The organism is Pseudomonas sp. AK-TSAG1-1, from assembly GCF_056821665.1.
Map to the genome: position 1 here is coordinate 5,417,744 of NZ_CM165965.1, position 17,954 is coordinate 5,435,697.

Here is a 17,954-nt window from a genome sequence, read left to right on the forward strand (position 1 = left end):
TGCGCAAAACAAGAGTGCAATTGCGCGCAGTTTACCCTAATTCACACGTTGCTCTGCTGGAATGGCTGTCTTCGGCGCCTCCACGACGGGTGGCTGCGCGGGGCGCCGCCATTGCGGCAGACCGATCAGCACCACGGCACTGATGATCACCAGCATCGCCAGCGCTTCTTCCAGGCCGATGGTCTCGCCGACAAACACGATCCCCAGCAACACGGCCACCGCCGGGTTGACGTAGGCATAACTGGTGGCCGCCGCCGGACGCACATGCTTGAGCAGGTACATGTAGGAATTGAAGGCGATGATCGAGCCGAAGAAAATCAGGTACGCCAGCGCCAGCCAGCCTTCCACCGGCGGCACGGCTTGCAGGTGTTCGCCGCTCACCGCGCTGCCGATCAGCAGCACCACGCCGCCCACCAGCATCTCCACGGCACTGGCCATCGCCCCTTGCGGCAGCGGCAGGTGTTTACTCCACACCGAGCCGAACGCCCAGGTCGCCGCCGCAAAAATCAGCAGCGCCGCGCCCATCGGGCTCGATTGCAGGTTGGAGCCCATGTTGAGCATGGCGATGCCGATAATCCCCAACGCTACCCCGGCCCATTCCAGTCGAGTGTTGCGCGCACCCCAGAAATACCCGCACAGCAAGGTGAACAACGGCACCGTCGCCACCGCCAGTGCCGCCACGCCGGAAGCCACGCCCGTGTGCTCGGCCACGCTGACCGCGCCGTTACCGAAGCTGAGCAGCAAAATCCCGATGATCCCCGCCGCTTTCCACTGCGCCCACGTCGGCGCCGGTGCCCCGCGCCAGCGCAGGAAGGCGTACATCAGGCTGCCAGCAATCACAAAGCGTACCCCGCCGAGCATCAGCGGCGGCCAGTATTCGACGCCAATGCGAATCACCAGGTAGGTCGACCCCCATATCACGTACAGCGCGAAAAACGCGGCGATCAACGGCAAGGAAAAACGGCGCAAGGCAGGCATGGGCAGCTCGACGGTCAGAGGCAGGGTGTGGATTATTCTAGAAAGGCCTGCGAGCAAAAATAAGTTACAAAACCTGTTTATAGCGCCGGTACACTTTTGAAATAACGGAGATCATCGGGATAAACCGTGATTTCGAAAGTCTGGCAATTTCAGGAGTCTGGTCTTGGACAAATACGACCGCATGCTGCTCAGCGCCCTGTTGGAAAACGGTCGCGCGTCCTACGCCGACCTCGCGCGCAAGGTGAACCTTTCGGCTCCGGCTGTGGCCGAGCGCGTGGCCAAGCTTGAGGCGTGCGGGGTGATAACCGGGTATCAGGCGAACATCGACCTGTCGAAAATCGGCTTGCCGATCCAGTGCATGATCGAATTGCGCCTGCACCAGAACGGCAGTCAGAAGGTCTACGACGAACTGGTGAAAATTCCGCAACTGACCGAGTGCTTTCGAGTGACGGGCGATCCGTGCGTGATGATGAAGGGCGCGGTGGGCTCGATGCCGGAGCTGGAAGAGCTGATCAACCGCGTGGCGAAGTTCGGCTTCAGCAAGACTTCGATTGTGCTGTCGAGCGCGATCGAGAAACGCGTGCCGCTGGGGCTCATCGAAAACAACGGCAAGTAATCAGGCACTCAGACGATCCAAATGTGGGAGCGGGCTTGCTCGCGAAGAGGGCGTGTCAGACAACATATTTGCCGAATGACACACCGCTTTCGCGAGCAAGCCCGCTCCCACAGGGGATTTTGTGTTGGGTTCGGGATCAGCGGTAGCGCTGCAGGTGCTCGCTGACTTTGGCTGCCGGGACTTTCTGCAGTTTGCACAGCAGGTCGTGGTTCAGCTCACGCACCCCATGCTTGTGCCGCAACTCTTGCGCCAGATGCGCCATCAGATTGGCCGCCATCTCCGCATCCGCCATCGCCCTGTGCGCCTGACCGGTGTGCGGCAGGCTGGCGAATGCAGTGAGAGTACCGAGCTTGTGATTCGGCGCCGCTGGCATCAGGCGGCGCGCCAACAACAGCGAGCAGGCAAAATTCTGCAGACGGGTACGTTTGATCCGCCCAAGCTCGAAGTCCCAGAACTTCTGGTCGAACGATGCGTTATGCGCGACCAGCGGCGTGCAGCCGACGAATTCGTTGACCTCCTCCATTACCCGCTCGGCCGAGGGTGCGGTGCGCAGCATGGCGTTGCTGATACCGGTCAGTTGTTCGATGAAGGCCGGGACGCGTACACCCGCGTTCATCAGGCTCTGGTAACGCTCGACGATGCGCCCGTTTTCCAGCATGACCACGGCGATTTCCGTGGCGCGGCAGCTGCTGTTCGGCGACAGGCCGGTGGTTTCAAAGTCGATGACTGCAATGCGTTCCAAACCGGGTTCAACTCCGTACAAATCAATTCTTCAGTAACAGCTTAATTCTTCAACAACAACGCGCCTTCGATCGGCACGTAACGGCTGGCGGCGCGGATCAGCGAATTGGCGGTCAGGCCGGGTACGCCGTAGGCCACTGCCTGTACGCCGTGTTTGCTGATGATGCGTTCGAGCAGCATGTCGAAGTCACCGTCACCGGAGGCCAGGACGATTTCGTCGACATGGTCGGCCGCGTCCATGATGTCGAGGGTGATGCCCACGTCCCAGTCACCCTTCGCGGAGCCGTCGCTGCGCTGGATATAGGGCTTGAGCTTCACGGTGAAGCCGAGGTTGCGCAGGATCTGCTGGAACTGCTGCTGTTTGCTGTCGCCACGGTCGATCGCATAGGCGTAGGCCTCGACGATCTGCCCGTCCTTGCTGATGTCTGCCCACAATGCGGCGTAGTTGAAGTGACAACCATAGGCCTGACGCACGGTGTAGTAGAGGTTCTGCACGTCGGCGAACACTGCGATTTTTTTCACCGGGATTCCTGTGAGCGCATAGCGCACGAAGCGGGATCAGGCGCCAGGCCCGAAAAAGGCGCCCAGTATGCCAGTCCACAGGAAGGTGGCGCGAATAATCAACCCACCACTCCGGACGGATGGTGGATTGTGGCGAGGGAATTTATCACCTCGCCACAGGTTGGTACGGGCGGCTGATCAGTCAGACGAAGGAATCGTCGTCATCGAAGAACGACGAGTTGTCGTCGCTGTAATCGGTGTCGGCGAGACCACCCTGATCGTTACCGAAGCTGTCGTTGCCGGCCATACGCTGGTCGTTGCCCCAGTCATTGTTGCTCTGGTCAGCCACTTGCGCCGGCTCTTCCTTGATCACCTCAACGATTTCTTCAGGCTGCTGGTTGTGATGGAACAAGCTGCTGATGCCTTGTGCCAGCATCACGCCACCGGCCACGCCAGCGGCAGTTTTCAGGGCGCCGCCGAGGAAGCTGCTGCCCGCTGCCGGGGCTGCTTGTTGCGCGTAGTTGGGCGGTGGCGCGGCATAGTTCGGTTGTGGCGGTGGCGCAGCGTAGTTCTGCTGCGGTGCCGGTTCACGCCAGCCGCCAGTAGAAGCCGGAGCGCTCTGGATCGGCGCCGGACGCGAGCTGCCACCGAAGATGCTGGACAGGAAACCACCGCCGCCGCTTGGCGCCGGGGCCGCAGTCTGGGCCTTGGCCGCTTGCAGTTCGGCCTGCAATTGCTGGACTTGCTGGGTCAGCTGCTTGTTCTGTTCGTCGAGGCTCTTGATGGCCGCCTCTTGCACCAGAATCGCCTGGGTCATGAAATAACCTGCCGCCGGCTGGCGGGTCAGGTGTTCCTTGATCCGCGCCTCAGCCTGGGCGTCGCGCGGGGCTGCCTCCGTTTCGGCCTGTTGCAGCCGGGAAAACAGTCCATCGATCAGGGTTTGCTCTTCGCTGTTCATGGCGACCTCGTAGATTGCCGGGGATAACGTTGCCCGTGTCCACTGTGGACAAGGCGCTCCTCTGTAATGGAGGCAGTGACAGGATGTTTCAACGACCTTTACCGAATGTTTACGTTTGTGTCGGCCCGCGCATCATCGGTTAAAGTGAGCCACTGTTTTCGACCTGCGATACCGACTGATGAATGCCTTCGATGTACTGCGTGACTCTCTGTATTTTTTCAAACGCCATCTGGCCAGCATCGTGCAGTTGTGCCTGCCACTGGTGATCTTCGAAGCGGCGCTGCAGCAAGTGGTGGACCATGTCACCGACCCGGACAGCTTCTCCGCCGCCAGCGTCGTGGTCGGTCTGCTGGTGTACCCGCTGTACACCGCCGCGCTGATCCTGTTCCTCGACGCCCGCACCCGCGGCGAAGCCCCGCGCACCCTTGACCTGCTGGCGATGTCCGCCCGCCTGTGGCCGCGCTTCGCCCTGCTCACGGCGCTCAATACGCTGCTGATTCTGCTCGGGTTGTCCCTGTATTTCCTGCCAGGGCTGATGTTGATGGTGATGTTGGCGTTCGCTGAATACCTGCTGGTGCTGCGCGGCATGGGGCCGTTGCAGGCGATGAAGGAAAGCCTGCGCCTGACCCGTGGGCATTTCTGGCGCATCCTGCTGTGCATTCTGTGCGTGATGGGGCCGTTGTGGCTGCTCAAGGGCGCGACGCTGGCGGTGTACCCCGACCCGCAGAATCCGCTGATCGCGGTACTGATCGACAGTGCGCACAGCTTCCTGCAACTGTTCACCAGCGTAGTGCTGTTCCGTCTGTTCATGCTGATCAGCGAATTGCCTGACAAACGTAACGGAGCGGTCTGACTTCAGGGGCCTTGGGCCAAGCGTCTGCGGTCGGGTATGCTCGGGGTCACTTTTGTAACGCGATAAGCCGAGCCATGCCCCGTCTGCTGCGCTACACCCTGTTGCCGTGTTTGCTCGCCATCGTCCTGATCGGCGGGCTGATCTACAGCTTGACCTGGCGCCCCGATGCCCGCGAAACCCTGCCAGTCACCTGCACCGGTACGCCGCCGAACCTGATGCCTGGGCAGGCGCTGAAAGTCATGACCTGGAACGTGCAATACCTCGCCGGCAAGCGCTACGTGTTCTGGAACGACCTGGCCCAAGGCGACGATGAAGCGCCGACGCCGGAAGACATGGCCTTCAGCCTCGACGAAGTGGCGCGGGTGATTCGCGACGAGCAGCCCGACGTGGTGTTGCTGCAGGAACTGGATGACGGCGCCAAGGCCAGTGATTACCAGAATCAGCTCAAACTGCTGCAGGAGCGGGTCACCGACCTCTACCCGTGCAGCGCCCACGCTTTCGACTGGAAGGCCGATTTCGTCCCCGAGCCGCATATCTTCGGCAGCGTTGGCCGACAACTGGCGACCCTGAGCCGCTACCGCATCGAACACGCCGAACGCCTGCAATTGCCGGTGCCCCCGGCGAACCTCATCAGCCGCCAGTTCCAACCGAAGGACGCCCTGCTTGTCACCAAACTGCCGCTGAGTGACGGCGGGCAGCTGACGGTGTTCAACACACACCTGGATCGCGCCAGACAACCCGATGACACCTTGCAGGCGCAAGTGACCGCGGTGGCCAAAGTGCTCGACAAATACGAAAGCCAGGGCCTGCCGTGGCTGATCGGGGGCGACTTCAACCTGTTGCCGCTGGGCCAGTATCAGCGCCTGCCCGCCGAGCAGCGCACGCCCTACTCGATCGACAGCGCGCTGCACCTGTTGTGGGACAAATACCCGATGATCCCGACCAACAACGAAGCCAGCGGCATCGACCGCGCCCACTGGATGACCCACTACCCCAACGACCCAGGCCTCAATGGCCCGGATCGCACGGTCGACTACCTGTTCTACAGCCCGAAAATCAAACGGGTCGAAGCGAGGGTGCGGCAGGACGATACGTTGCGCATTTCCGATCACTTGCCGGTCATCGCCCGGTTCCTGCTGCCGGCTACCCCATAGCCAGCAAACACAAGACCTCCTGTGGGAGCGGGCTTGCTCGCGAAAGCGGTGTGTCTGCAAAGTTGATGGCGGCTGACACTACGCCTTCGCGAGCAAGCCCACACACAGGGAAATATGCATGACTCCAAGTCAGTGCACTTCTTCGAGGTCGTCATGCAGCAGCCCGAAGATCTCCCGTTTCATGTCGATGAACGAGCGCTCCATGACCATGTCCAGTGAGCGCGGGCGTTCGATCGGCACGTCGAGGATCTGCTTGATCCGCCCCGGTTTGGCGCCCATCACGTAGACCCGGTCGCCGAGCAGGATCGCCTCGTCAATATCATGAGTCACGAACAGCACAGTCTTCTTGCTGTTGCCCCAGACCCGCAGCAACAGCTGCTGCATCTGCAAGCGAGTCTGGCTGTCCAGTGCGCCAAACGGCTCGTCCATCAGCAGGATCTGCGGATCATTGGCCAGCGCCCGGGCAATCGCCACGCGCTGCATCATGCCGCCCGAGAGCTGCTTGGCGTAGTTGTCAGCAAACCCGGCAAGGCCCACTTCGTTGACGTAGTAGTCGACGATTTCCTTGCGCCGCGCCGCCGGCATGCCGCGCCGCTTGAGGCCGAATTCGACGTTCTGGCGCACGGTCAGCCACGGAAACAGCGTGTAGCTCTGAAACACCATCCCGCGATCGGCACCGGGGCCTTGCACTTGCTGACCGCCGACGTAGATCTCGCCGGACGTCGGCTCGGCCAGGCCGGCAGTCAGGTACAACAGGCTCGACTTGCCGCACCCCGACGGCCCGACGAGTACCGCGAACTGCTGATCCGGCACCTCGAACGACACCTGTTCCAGCGCGGTGAATGTGCCGCCATCGGGCTTCTTGTAGCGCAGGCTGACCTTGTCCACTTGCAGGCGCGCGGCGGCTTGCGGCGCGGCGGCTCGCGGTTCGAGGAAACGGTGATTGGCAGCGGTTACTGAGCCCATGCGGCAACCCTCAAGCGGAGAAAACGGAACAGTTGATCGGTGACCAGACCCAGCAGGCCGATGATCGCGATGGCGAGGAAAATCACGTCGACCTGAAAGCCGCGCATGGCTTTGAGGCTCAGGTAACCGAGGCCACTGGAGGCCGCGACCAGCTCGGCCACCACCAGATACGTCCAGGCCCAGCCCATGGTCACGCGCAGGGTGTCGAGCACACCGGGCACCGAGGCCGGAGCGATCACATGCAGCACCGCGTCACGGCGGCTGGAGCCCAAGGTGTAGGACGCGTTGATCAGGTCCTTGGAAATCCCTTTGGACACGTCCGCGATCATCACCAGTTGCTGGAAGAACACACCGAAGATAATCACCGATACGCGCTGCTCCAGACCGATACCAATCCACAGGATGAACAGCGGCACGAACGAGGTCACCGGCAGGTAGCGAATGAAGTTGACCAGCGGTTCGAGGAACGCCTGGACGATGCGAAAGCTGCCCATCAGCAAGCCCAGCGGCACCGCCACCAGCGACGAGACAATGAAGCCGACCATCACCACTTCGACGCTGGCCCACACGTGGGTGCCAAGCGTACCGTCGCGGCTCAGGCGCACGGCCGCCTCGAGCACCGCGCCGGGGGTTGGCAGAAACATCCCCGGCACGATGCCGCCGTAGGACAACCCGGCCCACAGGCCGACCAGCAACACCCAGGCCAGACCGCTGGCGCTCCACACCACTTGCACCGGCAACCCGGTCTTGGGCGTGAGGCAGCGGCTCAGCCATGATTTGCGCTTGAACATGCAGACCTCCTAAAGCGGGCTGACGAAACGGTTGTCGACCAGATCGTCATGGCTGACGTTGTAGGGCTTGCCTTGCAGTTCGCTGGCGGTTTCGTTGGCCAGTTTGATCAGCGCTGCGCTGTCACCCGGTTTGCCCGGCGAACCGAGGAGTTTTTCGCTCATGGCCTGATCGTAGAAGCGCACGCCCTTGGCGGCAGCGGCCAGTTCCTTCGGATCGGAGAGGTAGCCGCCGACACCTTTGGCCATGATCGCGTAGGCCTCGTCCGGGTGCTCCTGAGTGTACTTGACCGCCTTGTACAAACCGCTGACCAACGCCTTGACGTCCTGCGGCTGTTTTTCGATGACGCTGCAGTTGAGCGCCACCACATCAACGATCACCCCCGGGGTACTGCTGCTGTCGATCAGCACCTTGCCCTGCTGCTTGTCACGCACCATCGACAGGTGCGGTTCCCAGGTCACGGCGGCCGGTACACGCCCGGCGATGAACGCGGTGGCGGCATCGTCGGCGGTCATGTTCTGCACGGTGATGTCGCTCATTTTCATGCCGTTCTTTTTCAGCAGGTACGACAGCCAGAACTGCGACGTCGAGCCTTCGTTGACCGCCACGGCCTGGCCCTTGAGCTCCTGCAATGACTTCACGTCCTTGCCGACCAGCACACCGTCGCCGCCATGGCTGTCATCCAGCGCCGCAACTGCCTTGAAGCAGAACTGCGGGCGGTATTTGAGCACCTCGTCGATGGTCGAGGCCGAGCCGGACAGTTGACCGGAGGCTTGGGCTGCCATGTACATCGAAGCTTCTTCAACTACCGGCAGTTCGACGGTCAACCCGTTTTCCTTGAAGTAGCCAAGGTCCTGAGCCAGATAGAGCGTGCCATAGCCGACCCAGGTGGTATGGCCGATGGACAGGGTGCCGGCCTGGGCGCTGGTCGCAACCGTGGCCGCCAGGGCGGTGATCGCCAGAGGATGGGTGAGACGGATACACAAGGACTTGATCATGGAGCACTCCCGACGCTGTTGATTTAGTTTTGTCATGGGCAGTACGGCCGGCACCGATGATGTAATCCACGCTGCGGTCTCTGCTGGACTCTGGCGTGAAACATCGGGCTGGCGAGATCGATGGTGGCCCATGTGCGGGCCGAGGAAAATCAGGAAATAGTTGGCAGCAAATGATGAAAAAACTGGGTAGTGCGCACTGCTAAAGGGCGCGGTTTGCGGGGGCGCTCAAAGGGGGGGCAGATCAGGGATTTTCTGTGACTGCCCCACCGCGTTCGCGAGCAAGCCCGCTGCCACAGTGGAACGCGGTCAACTGTAGGAGTGAGCCTGCTCGCGAAAAGGGGCGACGCGGTATCAGCGCAACTGAAACCAGGTGGTTTTCAGCTGAGTGTATTTGTCGAATGAGTGCAGTGACAGGTCGCGGCCAAACCCCGATTGCTTGCCGCCGCCGAACGGCACGGTCACGTCCAGCGCATCGACGGTATTGACCGACACCGTGCCCGCCCGCAGCCGTCGGGCCACGCGGTGCGCGCGATGCAGATCATCGGTCCACAGCGACGCCGCCAGCCCATACACACTGTCATTGGCCAGCCGCACCGCTTCATCTTCATCGTCGAACGGCACCACCGCCAGCACCGGCCCGAACACCTCTTCGCGAAACAACGGCATGTCGGCGCTGACGCCGGTAAAAATCGTCGGCTCGATGAAGTTGTCCGAACCATTGAAACGCCGCTGCTGACCGCCACACACCCGGGCCGCCCCCGACTGCTCGGCGCCGCGAATGGCGCGCATGATGCTCGCCGTCTGCCGGTGATCGACGATGGCACCGGCACGGCTTTGCGGGTCGAGCGGATCACCCGGCAGCCAGCGCTCAGCCTGAGATTTCAGACGCTCGACAAACTCGTCGTGAATCGAGCGTTCGACCAACAGCCGCGAGTTGGCCGAACACACTTCGCCCTGATTGAAGAAGATCGCGAACGCGGCTTTTTCCGCCGCCAAATCCAGATCGCGGCAATCGGCGAACACCAGATTGGCGCTTTTGCCGCCGCACTCCAGCCACACTTGTTTGAGGTTGGATTGCGCCGAGTACTGCATGAAATATTTGCCAACCTGCGTCGAGCCGGTGAACACCAGACAATCGACATCCGGGTGCAGGCCCAAGGCTTTGCCGGTCTGTTCGCCAAGCCCCGGTAGCACGTTGAGCACGCCCGGCGGCAGGCCGGCTTCCAGCGCCAGCTCGGCCAGACGCAACGCGGAAAACGGTGATTGCTCGGCCGGTTTGAGGATCACCGAATTACCCGCCGCTAGCGCCGGCGCGAGCTTCCACGCCGCCATGTCCAACGGGAAATTCCACGGCACCACCGCCGCCACCACGCCCAGCGCCTCGCGGGTGATGGTCGCCAGCACATTGGCGGCACCCGGGGCGATCTGGTCGTAGAGTTTGTCGATGCTTTCGGCGTACCAGCGAAACACCCCGGCGGCGCCCGGCACATCAATGTTGTAAGCGTCCATCACCGGTTTGCCCATGTTCAGCGAATCGAGCAGGGCCAATTCTTCTCGATGCTCCATCAGCAGATCAGCCAGGCGCAGCAGCACTTGCTTGCGCTCGGCGGGCGGGCGCTGCGCCCAGGTACCGGCCTCGAACACTTGTCGCGCATTGCACACCGCCGCGTCCACATCCTCCTCGCCACACGCGGCGACATTGGCCAGTAACTGGCCGGTGGCGGGATTGATCGCAACGAAGGTCTGCCCTGATTGCGCGGCGCAGTGTTGACCGTTGATCACGGCTTGATCGGGAAACTTCAATGCAACGGCCTGGCGCTGCCACTCTGCAAGCTCGAACACGTCGGATGCTCCTTGGACGTTATTGTGCAGTCGATGGTCGCTCAGGCCCCGGCGGGCTAAAACCAGTAAAAATGTCTTCGCAGGCAATGAAAAAACTGCTCAATCGGTTTCCCCAAAACCTGCACGGATGACTAAGGTTCAAGGACAAAAACAACGTCGCGCAGCGGACGCGGCGGCGCACAAATTGCTTGGAAGTCGAGTCCGCTCGTCCTGAGGTTTGCCGTGGCCGCCTACAATTTGCGTCAGCTCAAATACTTCATCACCACCGTCGAATGCGGCAGCGTTGCCGAAGCTTCACGCAAGCTGTACATCGCGCAACCGGCGATCTCCACGGCAATCAAGGGGCTGGAAGACAGCTTCGCCGTGCAACTGCTGATCCGCCATCACGCCCAAGGCGTATCCCTGACGCCCAGCGGTGCACGGTTTTTCCGCAAGGCGCAGGAGCTGTTGCGCATGGCCCGGGAGTTCGAGCAGAACGCCCTGGCCGACAATGACATCGTCGCCGGGCAGATCGACATCGGCTGCTTCGAAACCGTCGCCCCGTTGTACTTGCCGCAATTGATCGCCGGGTTTTCCGCGCTCTACCCCGGGGTGAAAATCCGCATCCGCGACGGCGAACAACAGGAACTGGTGCTGGGCCTGACCTCGGGCACGTTCGACCTGGTCATCCTCTATGAGCACGAACTCGACGCCACCATTCAGACCGAGCCACTGATGCCGGCGCAACGGCCGTACGCGTTGCTGCCGGCCGACCACCGTTTCGCCCAGTACAAGCAAGTGTCGCTGCGTGACCTGTGTCTGGAGCCAATGATTCTGCTGGACGTACAACCGAGCCGGACCTACTTCGTCAGCCTGTTCGAAGAACTGGGCCTGACCCCGCGCATCGAGTTCAGCTCGCCGTCGATCGAGATGGTCCGCGGCATGGTCGGCCAGGGCTTTGGCTTCTCGGTGCTGGTCACCCGACCGCATTCGGAATGCACCTATGACGGCAAGAAAGTGGTGTGCGTGGAGATTGCCGAGGATGTCACCGGCTCAGGGCTGGTGGCGGCTTGGCTCAAGCGTGGGCAACTGACCAAGCCGGCGCAATTGTTCGCCGATTACTGCCGGGAACAACTGACGGGCAAGGCGCGTATTTAACAGCGAACACGCTCAGACTCATTGTGGGAGCGGGTTTGCTCCCACAGTAGATCGATGTCGCACCGTCAATGGATGGCAGGTTGTGATGTTTTGACCTTCACGTGCCGCGCGGTTTGGCCCGCGCCGTGGCCTCGGCCACCAACGGATCATCCGGCCAATAGTGCTTCGGATACCGTCCCTTCAAATCCTTCTTCACCTCGGCATAGGTGCTGCGCCAGAAGTTGGCCAGATCCTGCGTCACCTGCACCGGCCGCCGCGCCGGGGACAGCAGGTGCAGCTTGACCACTTGCCGGCCGCCGGCAATACGTGGCGTCTCGGCCAGGCCGAACAACTCCTGCAGGCGCACCGCGAGAATCGGCGGTTGCTCGCTATAGTCCAGACGAATAGACGAGCCCGACGGCACACTGATGTGATGCGGCGCCAGCTCGTCCAGCCGTTGCGGCAACGGCCACGGCAGCAGATTGCGGACGATGCTCGACAGGTCCAGATTGGCGAAATGGCTGAGCCGCGAGACTTTGCCCAAATAAGGCATTAACCAATGCTCGAGGGTGTTCAGCAACGTCGCGTCGCTGACATCCGGCCACTGGCTGTCGGTCTGTGTCGCCAGATCCAGTTGCCGCAGCAGCGCGACCCGCGCCTGCCACTGGCGCAGCTCCGGCGTCCACGGCAGCAACTCCAGACCTTTGCGCCGCACCAGATTGACCAGCGCCTGACTGCGCGCCGCTTCGTCGAGACCGGTCAACGGCTCGCGGCTGAGGATCAGTTCGCCAACCTTGCGCTGGCGCTCGGCGCGCAGCACGCCTTCGCGCTCGTCCCAATCCAGTTGATCGACGCCACTGACCTGCTCGGCCAACACTGAATCGAACAGCGCCGGATCGAAATCCGCCGCCAGATAAATCCGTTCCTCGCGCTGACCCTGACGGCTGCCGAGGTCGGCAATGACAATCCACGGCTCCTTCATCAGGCTGTCGGCTTCGGCGAACAGTGCCGCGCGACCATTGGCCAGACGATATTCCGCACCACCGGCGCGGCGCTGCTGAGCGACGCGATCCGGATAGGCCAGCGCCAGCAGCGCACCGAGCCAGCGCGGGTGATCGGGATCGCTGACCGGCGCGCTCGCCTTGCCGCGCAGATAACCCCGATATTGTCGCGCCAGTTGCCGCGCTCGCTGCACGCCCCCCTGAGCACCGCGCGATGCGCGCTCCTCGCCAGAGAGCAGGACCAATCGGCTGTGCAAATCCGCACCGGCACCGCGCAGGATATCGCGCTCGCCGAGCAGCGCCGCAACGTCGCACGCCATGTTCGCCAGCCCCAGCGCCTGACCGCGCAACAACAGATGGGCGATGCGCGGATGCGCCGGCAGTTCAGCCATGGCCTGACCGTGCGCGGTCAGCGTTTCGCCTTCAAGCGCGCCGAGGCGCTGCAACAGATCCTGCGCCTGGGCATAAGCCGCCGCCGGTGGCACATCGAGCCAGACCAGTTCGCCCGGGGTCACGCCCCAGCGTCCGAGCTGGAGGGCCAGGCTCGCCAGATCCGCTGAAAGAATTTCCGCACTGCCGTAAGCGGCGAGTTGTTCGTGCTGATCCTGCGACCACAAGCGATAACACACACCCGGTTCCAGACGCCCCGCCCGGCCCGCGCGCTGGGTGGCGCTGGCCTTGGAAATGCGCTGGGTGTCGAGTCGGGTCATGCCGCTGCCAGGGTCAAAACGCGGCACCCGCGCCAACCCGGCGTCGATCACCACGCGCACGCCGTCAATGGTCAAACTGGTCTCGGCGATGTTGGTCGCCAGCACCACTTTGCGCTGGCCGGCGGGAGCCGGATCGATCGCGGCGCGCTGGGCATTCAGATCCAGTTCGCCGTGCAGCGGGCAGAGCAACACATCGCTGCGCTCGCCAATGGCATCGCTCAATTGCTGATGCACGCGACGGATTTCCGCCTGCCCCGGAAGGAACACCAGCAGGCTGCCGGTTTCATCGTGCAGGGCTTCGAGGACGGTCTGGGTCACGCGCTGATCGATGTATTCGCCGGGCTGGAATGGCCGGCCCCAACGCATCGCCACCGGGTACATGCGCCCTTCGCTGCGCAGGATCGGCGCGTCATCCAGCAACCCGGCCAGACGCTCGCCTTCCAGCGTGGCCGACATCAGCAGAATCTTCAGCGGCTGTTCAGCTCGGAACAGTTCACGACCGTTCAAACTGAGCGCCAATGCCAGATCGGCATCGAGGCTGCGCTCGTGGAATTCGTCGAAAATCAGCAGGCCCACGCCTTCCAGCGCCGGATCGTCCTGCAGGCGCCGGGTAAGAATACCTTCGGTGACCACCTCGATACGGGTGTTGGGGCCGACCTTGCTGTCGAGGCGGATGCGATAGCCGACGGTTTCACCAACCTTCTCGCCCAGTTCGCTGGCCAGTCGTTCAGCCGCCGCACGCGCCGCCAGACGGCGCGGTTCGAGCATGAGGATGGTCTGCCCGGCCAGCCAGGCTTCATCGAGCAAGGCCAAGGGCACGCGGGTGGTTTTACCGGCGCCGGGCGGTGCTTCGAGCACGGCTTCGTGGCGTGTCGCCAACGCTTCACGCAGGACGGGTAAAACTTCATCGATCGGCAAAGAAATCATGCTGGCTCCCCAGGGCGTGTCCACCGTAAATTGCGAGTCGCGTTAAAGCTGTGAGCGTGCCAGGCAAGGCGCGGGACGCAGGTAAGGGTCGTTTCCTTGCCAAGTCCCGCAACGCAGCATGGCGTGCTCACAGCTTTAGCCCGGAGGGCCGAACCCCGACAGGATTCATCAGCCTTCACGCGGTGTCGATCTGGAGAAAACAACTTCAATCCTCAACATATTTCGGTAGGGGTGAGACGAGGCCGCAATTTACTGTGGGCATGCCCTGCCAGCCGCGAGTATAACGGCGAACTGCCGGGCGTTTGTCAGGGTCTTAATTTCAAATGACGACGCTTCGTTTTCAAATGACTCAGGAGATTTTCCATGCGCTTACCTTCTCGCCTGATCGGCGGTGTACTGGTCGCCACCCTGCTCACTCAACTCACCGCCTGCGGTTCGATTTTCTACCCGGACCGGCGCGGTCAGATTGACGGCAAGATCGACCCGGCAATTGCCGTGCTCGACGCCGTGGGCCTGCTGTTCTACGTCATCCCCGGCCTGATCGCATTCGCGGTCGACTTCACCACCGGCGCGATCTATTTCGAACCGGGCCACACCGCCCAGGTCGATCCGGCCAAACTGAAACAAGCCATCGGCCCGGACGGTCAGGTCGATAACCTCAAGTTGCAGGCTATTCTCGAAACTGAACTGGGCCGCAACCTGCCACTGGACGATCCACGTCTGATCCAGCACAAGGGCAGTACTCAACAACTGGCGATGTTTGGCCTGCAACCTGCCGCATAAGGAAATCGCACTCACATGACCACCAGCCCCGAACACGCCCGCCTGCTGAGGCTGGCGACCCGCGCCTCGGTCGCGGTGGCCTGCACGCTGATTATCGCCAAAGCCATCGCCTGGTGGCTCAGCGGTTCGGTGAGCATGCTCGCCGGCCTCACCGACTCGGCGCTGGATGGCGTCACCTCGCTGCTCAATCTGCTGGCAGTGCATTACGCGCTGCGCCCGGCCGATGACGATCACCGTTACGGCCACGGCAAGGCCGAGTCGCTGGCGGGCATGGCGCAGGCGCTGTTCATCGGTGGCAGTGCGGTGTTGATTGCCTTTCAGGCTTACGAACGCATCCAGCAACCGGAGCCGCTGGGCGCACCGTGGCTGAGCATCGGCGTGATCGTGTTTTCCCTGCTGCTGACCGCCGCGTTGCTGACACTGCAACATCGCGTGATCAAGCAGACCGGCTCCAACGCGGTGCGCGCCGACTCGCTGCACTACCGCTCGGACATGCTGCTCAACGGCAGCATTCTGATCGCGCTGATCCTCGCCGGGATGGGCTTTCATCAGCTCGATGCATGGTTCGGTTTGGGAATTGCCGGGTACATTTTGTGGAGTGCGATCCAGATCGCCCGGGAAAGTTTTTCGGTGCTGATGGATGAAGAGCTGCCGACGGACGTCAGTCAGCACATGCTCGAACTGGCCTGCGGCGTCCCCGGCGTGCTGGGCGCGCATGATCTGCGCACGCGGATTTCGGGCAATCACTGGTTCGTGCAGTTGCATCTGGAGTTGCCGGGAGAACTGACGCTGTCAGTCGCTCACGGCATCAGCGATCAGGCGGCGGATGCGATTCACGCCGCCTACCCGCGAGCCGAGGTGCTGGTGCACGCCGACCCGCAGGAAGTGGTCAAGACCGAACGGGCGCAAACCCGGCTTCAGTAAGACACCTGATAACCGCGACTGCTCAGGCAATTGCCCTGAGCCTGACGGTACGCCTGCACCACTTCTGGCGCCGGTTGATAGGTCGCGGTACGCGGATCGAAACCGCTTTGCTGCACCGCGTATTGGTAGCACTGGTAACCGTCCTGCTGGACCTGTTCCGGCGACTGACCGTTAGCGGGATAAGCCTCGACGTCATAACCCTGGGATTGCGGCTGCGGCTGCGGCGGTTGTTGCACCGGCGGCTCGACCACTACGTAATCCTGGGTGGATTGCTCATACGCATAGTAGGAACCGGCAGCGAGGAACAGCAGCGCACCGCCGATCCACACTTCACGCGCATAGTCCGGCAGATACTGGGTCCGAATCCCTCGAGGCGGTTGCACGACGATGTAGCGCGGGCCTTGCGGGCGATACCAGTAGCCGCCGGAATAGAAGTAATCCTGACCACGATACGGCACACGGTATTCGCGATCCGGGAAACGATCGATCACATGCCCCGGGCGATACTGCGGGCCTGGGCCCCAGCCGTTGCCATGCCCGTCCGGGCGGCCCGGCCAGCGATTGTCATTGGGCCGGTTGCCGGTTTGCCATTGCTGGTTGTGGTAACCATTCTGCGGACGCTCGTCGCGGTAGTAACCCTGGCGCGGTTCCTGGGTCTGACGCACGGCGTCGGGCCGAGGCTGGATCGGCAGATTGTTCGCCGGGGGCGGTGGCGCCTGATGAACCGGAGCAGGCGGGGCGGGCGCGCGGTTCTGGTTCTGCCATTGACCGTTATTATTGTGCTGCTGGCCGTTGTGCTCGAACTGGCGACTGTTGTCGCCTCGAATGATTTCGTTGTTCTGCGGCCGCGGCTGATTTTGCGGCGGCGGGTTGTTCTGCCCGTGGGGCTGATGTTCGCCGCCATGCCCCTGATTGCCCTGATGTTCACCACCGTGCCCGTTATTCTCGGGGCCACGGTTCTGTGGCTCGTCGGCAAGCGCTTGCGCACTGACACTCACACACAGCAAACCAACACCGGCCAGACGCCAGATGCGCGACTTCATGCTTTTCCTCACTGCGGGTAATAAGGGGGCTTGTAACTAAGACCGGGAATACACACACCGGGTTCTGCGACAGGTTATCAGTCACGAAACTTATTTATTGAGGATGGCGGCGCTGCAAGGCACAAAAATCGCAGGCAAGAAAAAAGGGAGACCCGTCGGCCTCCCTTCTAGAGAACTTCGTCCTGGCTCGACGCTTTTGACGTCGGCTCACCTCACGCCGTCTTCTGGACAGTGTGCAGCTCGGGGGCCGGCACATCCCCGGTGGGGGTGGCGGCCGCGGCGGGCCTGATTGGGCGGGCCGCAGTGGACTGTGTTACCGAGCAGTGATTCTGGTGATAAGAATAGGCCGCGAGCCGCGACAGAGGATTGCGAAGATTGCTCAAATAAACATCACTTGCGCAATTTTTAACCCTGGATAGATAATCCTCCGCAATAGTTACAACCAAGGACAGATTCATGAGCAAACTCGACCGTTACGACCTGAGCATTTTGGCGGAATTGCAGCGCGACGCCCGCATCTCCAACCAGGAACTGGCCGAGCGCATCGGTTTGTCGCCCTCCCCTTGCTCACGCCGGGTCAAACAACTGGAGGACGACGGCTACATCTCGCGCCAGGTCGCCCTGCTCGATCGCAAGATGCTCGGCCTGAGCCTGACCGCCTACGTGCTGATCGGCATGGACCGGCACACGCCGGAGCGTTTCGAGAACTTCGAAGCGGCAATCCGCACCCTGCCGCAGGTGCTGGAATGCAGCCTGGTGACGGGCGTCGATGCCGACTATCAGTTGAAAGTAGTGGTGCCGGACATGGATCACTATCAGAAGCTGCTGCTGGGGCACCTGACCCGGATTGAGGGCGTGACCAGCGTGCGCTCGAGCTTTGTGCTGAATCAGGTGCTTAACAGCACTGAATTGCCACTGACGCATTTGCGCAGCTGAAACCGCCTTCGCGAGCAAGCCCGCTCCCACAATTGATCTTCGTCGAGCACACAATTTGTGTACCACCGAGATCACCTGTGGGAGCGGGCTTGCTCGCGAAGGGGCCGGTACAGGCACC

At 62.1% G+C, this 17,954-nt stretch carries 17 protein-coding genes; 7 read left to right on the plus strand and 10 right to left on the minus strand.

The features are described from left to right. Nucleotides 1-36 precede the first annotated feature (36 nt). The gene (gene yedA, locus AC1UK9_RS24500) at nt 37-978 is read right to left on the minus strand and encodes a drug/metabolite exporter YedA (protein WP_025108730.1); all 942 of its coding nucleotides are present in this window, start codon (nt 976-978) and stop codon (nt 37-39) included. Nucleotides 979-1,141: 163 nt separating this feature from the next. On the opposite strand from yedA, the gene AC1UK9_RS24505 reads away from it, so the two are divergent. Then, nucleotides 1,142-1,594: an Lrp/AsnC family transcriptional regulator gene (locus AC1UK9_RS24505; RefSeq protein WP_025108729.1), complete on the plus strand. Its 453-nt coding sequence runs from the start codon at nt 1,142-1,144 to the stop codon at nt 1,592-1,594. 136 nt (nt 1,595-1,730) lie between these two features. Here AC1UK9_RS24505 and AC1UK9_RS24510 read toward each other — a convergent pair whose 3' ends face one another. The 3 genes from AC1UK9_RS24510 to AC1UK9_RS24520 form a co-directional block, all read right to left on the minus strand. After that, nucleotides 1,731-2,336 (minus strand): 3'-5' exonuclease, encoded by a 606-nt coding sequence (locus AC1UK9_RS24510; protein WP_025108728.1) that lies wholly within the window; start codon nt 2,334-2,336, stop codon nt 1,731-1,733. Between the two features lie 41 nt (nt 2,337-2,377). After that, complete coding sequence (locus AC1UK9_RS24515; RefSeq protein ID WP_007949802.1) at nt 2,378-2,857, minus strand: LabA-like NYN domain-containing protein; 480 nt, start codon at nt 2,855-2,857, stop codon at nt 2,378-2,380. A gap of 181 nt (nt 2,858-3,038) precedes the next feature. After that, on the minus strand, nt 3,039-3,794 hold the full coding sequence (locus AC1UK9_RS24520; protein WP_473013658.1) for a DUF2076 domain-containing protein: 756 nt from the start codon (nt 3,792-3,794) through the stop codon (nt 3,039-3,041). Nucleotides 3,795-3,972: 178 nt separating this feature from the next. Between AC1UK9_RS24520 and AC1UK9_RS24525 the strand changes: the two genes are divergently transcribed. After that, nucleotides 3,973-4,647: a YciC family protein gene (locus AC1UK9_RS24525; protein WP_102354513.1), complete on the plus strand. Its 675-nt coding sequence runs from the start codon at nt 3,973-3,975 to the stop codon at nt 4,645-4,647. Between the two features lie 74 nt (nt 4,648-4,721). Then, a complete protein-coding gene (locus AC1UK9_RS24530) occupies nt 4,722-5,801 on the plus strand; it encodes an endonuclease/exonuclease/phosphatase family protein (protein WP_482578663.1) in 1,080 nt (359 codons plus the stop codon). A gap of 129 nt (nt 5,802-5,930) precedes the next feature. On the opposite strand, the gene AC1UK9_RS24535 is transcribed toward AC1UK9_RS24530, so the two are convergent. The 4 genes from AC1UK9_RS24535 to AC1UK9_RS24550 all read right to left on the minus strand — a co-directional run bounded on the left by AC1UK9_RS24535 (nt 5,931) and on the right by AC1UK9_RS24550 (nt 10,396). Next, a complete protein-coding gene (locus AC1UK9_RS24535) occupies nt 5,931-6,767 on the minus strand; it encodes an ABC transporter ATP-binding protein (protein WP_473013661.1) in 837 nt (278 codons plus the stop codon). Next, a complete protein-coding gene (locus tag AC1UK9_RS24540; protein WP_025108723.1) occupies nt 6,755-7,558 on the minus strand; it encodes an ABC transporter permease in 804 nt (267 codons plus the stop codon). The genes AC1UK9_RS24535 and AC1UK9_RS24540 overlap by 13 nt, the downstream gene beginning before the upstream one ends. A 9-nt stretch (nt 7,559-7,567) precedes the next feature. Continuing rightward, entirely contained in the window at nt 7,568-8,554 is a 987-nt protein-coding gene (locus AC1UK9_RS24545) for an ABC transporter substrate-binding protein (protein ID WP_025108722.1), read from the minus strand. 351 nt (nt 8,555-8,905) lie between these two features. Beyond that, complete coding sequence (locus AC1UK9_RS24550; RefSeq protein WP_482578664.1) at nt 8,906-10,396, minus strand: aldehyde dehydrogenase; 1,491 nt, start codon at nt 10,394-10,396, stop codon at nt 8,906-8,908. Nucleotides 10,397-10,618: 222 nt separating this feature from the next. Here AC1UK9_RS24550 and AC1UK9_RS24555 point away from each other — a divergent pair, with 222 nt between their 5' ends. Beyond that, nucleotides 10,619-11,533 carry a LysR substrate-binding domain-containing protein gene (locus AC1UK9_RS24555; RefSeq protein WP_025108720.1) on the plus strand — a complete coding sequence of 305 codons (915 nt, stop codon included), beginning with the start codon at nt 10,619-10,621 and terminating at the stop codon, nt 11,531-11,533. Between the two features lie 97 nt (nt 11,534-11,630). Here the strand turns inward: AC1UK9_RS24555 and hrpB are convergent, their stop codons facing one another. Next, the gene (hrpB, locus tag AC1UK9_RS24560) at nt 11,631-14,150 is read right to left on the minus strand and encodes an ATP-dependent helicase HrpB (RefSeq protein ID WP_482578665.1); all 2,520 of its coding nucleotides are present in this window, start codon (nt 14,148-14,150) and stop codon (nt 11,631-11,633) included. A gap of 363 nt (nt 14,151-14,513) precedes the next feature. Here hrpB and AC1UK9_RS24565 point away from each other — a divergent pair, with 363 nt between their 5' ends. Together AC1UK9_RS24565 and AC1UK9_RS24570 are read left to right on the plus strand one after the other, a co-directional pair. After that, entirely contained in the window at nt 14,514-14,933 is a 420-nt protein-coding gene (locus AC1UK9_RS24565; protein ID WP_025108718.1) for a hypothetical protein, read from the plus strand. A 15-nt stretch (nt 14,934-14,948) separates the two neighbouring features. After that, nucleotides 14,949-15,857 carry a cation diffusion facilitator family transporter gene (locus tag AC1UK9_RS24570; RefSeq protein ID WP_473013665.1) on the plus strand — a complete coding sequence of 303 codons (909 nt, stop codon included), beginning with the start codon at nt 14,949-14,951 and terminating at the stop codon, nt 15,855-15,857. Here AC1UK9_RS24570 and AC1UK9_RS24575 read toward each other — a convergent pair. Further along, nucleotides 15,851-16,900 (minus strand): DUF6515 family protein, encoded by a 1,050-nt coding sequence (locus AC1UK9_RS24575; protein ID WP_482578666.1) that lies wholly within the window; start codon nt 16,898-16,900, stop codon nt 15,851-15,853. The genes AC1UK9_RS24570 and AC1UK9_RS24575 overlap by 7 nt on opposite strands. A 456-nt stretch (nt 16,901-17,356) precedes the next feature. Here AC1UK9_RS24575 and AC1UK9_RS24580 point away from each other — a divergent pair, with 456 nt between their 5' ends. After that, entirely contained in the window at nt 17,357-17,836 is a 480-nt protein-coding gene (locus AC1UK9_RS24580; RefSeq protein ID WP_007909658.1) for an Lrp/AsnC family transcriptional regulator, read from the plus strand. Nucleotides 17,837-17,954 lie beyond the last annotated feature (118 nt).

What these genes read in the sequence shown, in the direction of transcription:
- yedA (WP_025108730.1), bottom strand. Translation starts at nt 978, where the DNA reads ATGCCTGCCTTGCGCCGTTTTTCCTTGCCGTTGATCGCCGCGTTTTTC.
- AC1UK9_RS24520 (WP_473013658.1), bottom strand. Translation starts at nt 3,794, where the DNA reads ATGAACAGCGAAGAGCAAACCCTGATCGATGGACTGTTTTCCCGGCTG.
- AC1UK9_RS24525 (WP_102354513.1), top strand. Translation starts at nt 3,973, where the DNA reads ATGAATGCCTTCGATGTACTGCGTGACTCTCTGTATTTTTTCAAACGC.
- AC1UK9_RS24530 (WP_482578663.1), top strand. Translation starts at nt 4,722, where the DNA reads ATGCCCCGTCTGCTGCGCTACACCCTGTTGCCGTGTTTGCTCGCCATC.
- AC1UK9_RS24535 (WP_473013661.1), bottom strand. Translation starts at nt 6,767, where the DNA reads ATGGGCTCAGTAACCGCTGCCAATCACCGTTTCCTCGAACCGCGAGCC.
- AC1UK9_RS24540 (WP_025108723.1), bottom strand. Translation starts at nt 7,558, where the DNA reads ATGTTCAAGCGCAAATCATGGCTGAGCCGCTGCCTCACGCCCAAGACC.
- AC1UK9_RS24545 (WP_025108722.1), bottom strand. Translation starts at nt 8,554, where the DNA reads ATGATCAAGTCCTTGTGTATCCGTCTCACCCATCCTCTGGCGATCACC.
- hrpB (WP_482578665.1), bottom strand. Translation starts at nt 14,150, where the DNA reads ATGATTTCTTTGCCGATCGATGAAGTTTTACCCGTCCTGCGTGAAGCG.
- AC1UK9_RS24565 (WP_025108718.1), top strand. Translation starts at nt 14,514, where the DNA reads ATGCGCTTACCTTCTCGCCTGATCGGCGGTGTACTGGTCGCCACCCTG.
- AC1UK9_RS24570 (WP_473013665.1), top strand. Translation starts at nt 14,949, where the DNA reads ATGACCACCAGCCCCGAACACGCCCGCCTGCTGAGGCTGGCGACCCGC.
- AC1UK9_RS24575 (WP_482578666.1), bottom strand. Translation starts at nt 16,900, where the DNA reads ATGAAGTCGCGCATCTGGCGTCTGGCCGGTGTTGGTTTGCTGTGTGTG.
- AC1UK9_RS24580 (WP_007909658.1), top strand. Translation starts at nt 17,357, where the DNA reads ATGAGCAAACTCGACCGTTACGACCTGAGCATTTTGGCGGAATTGCAG.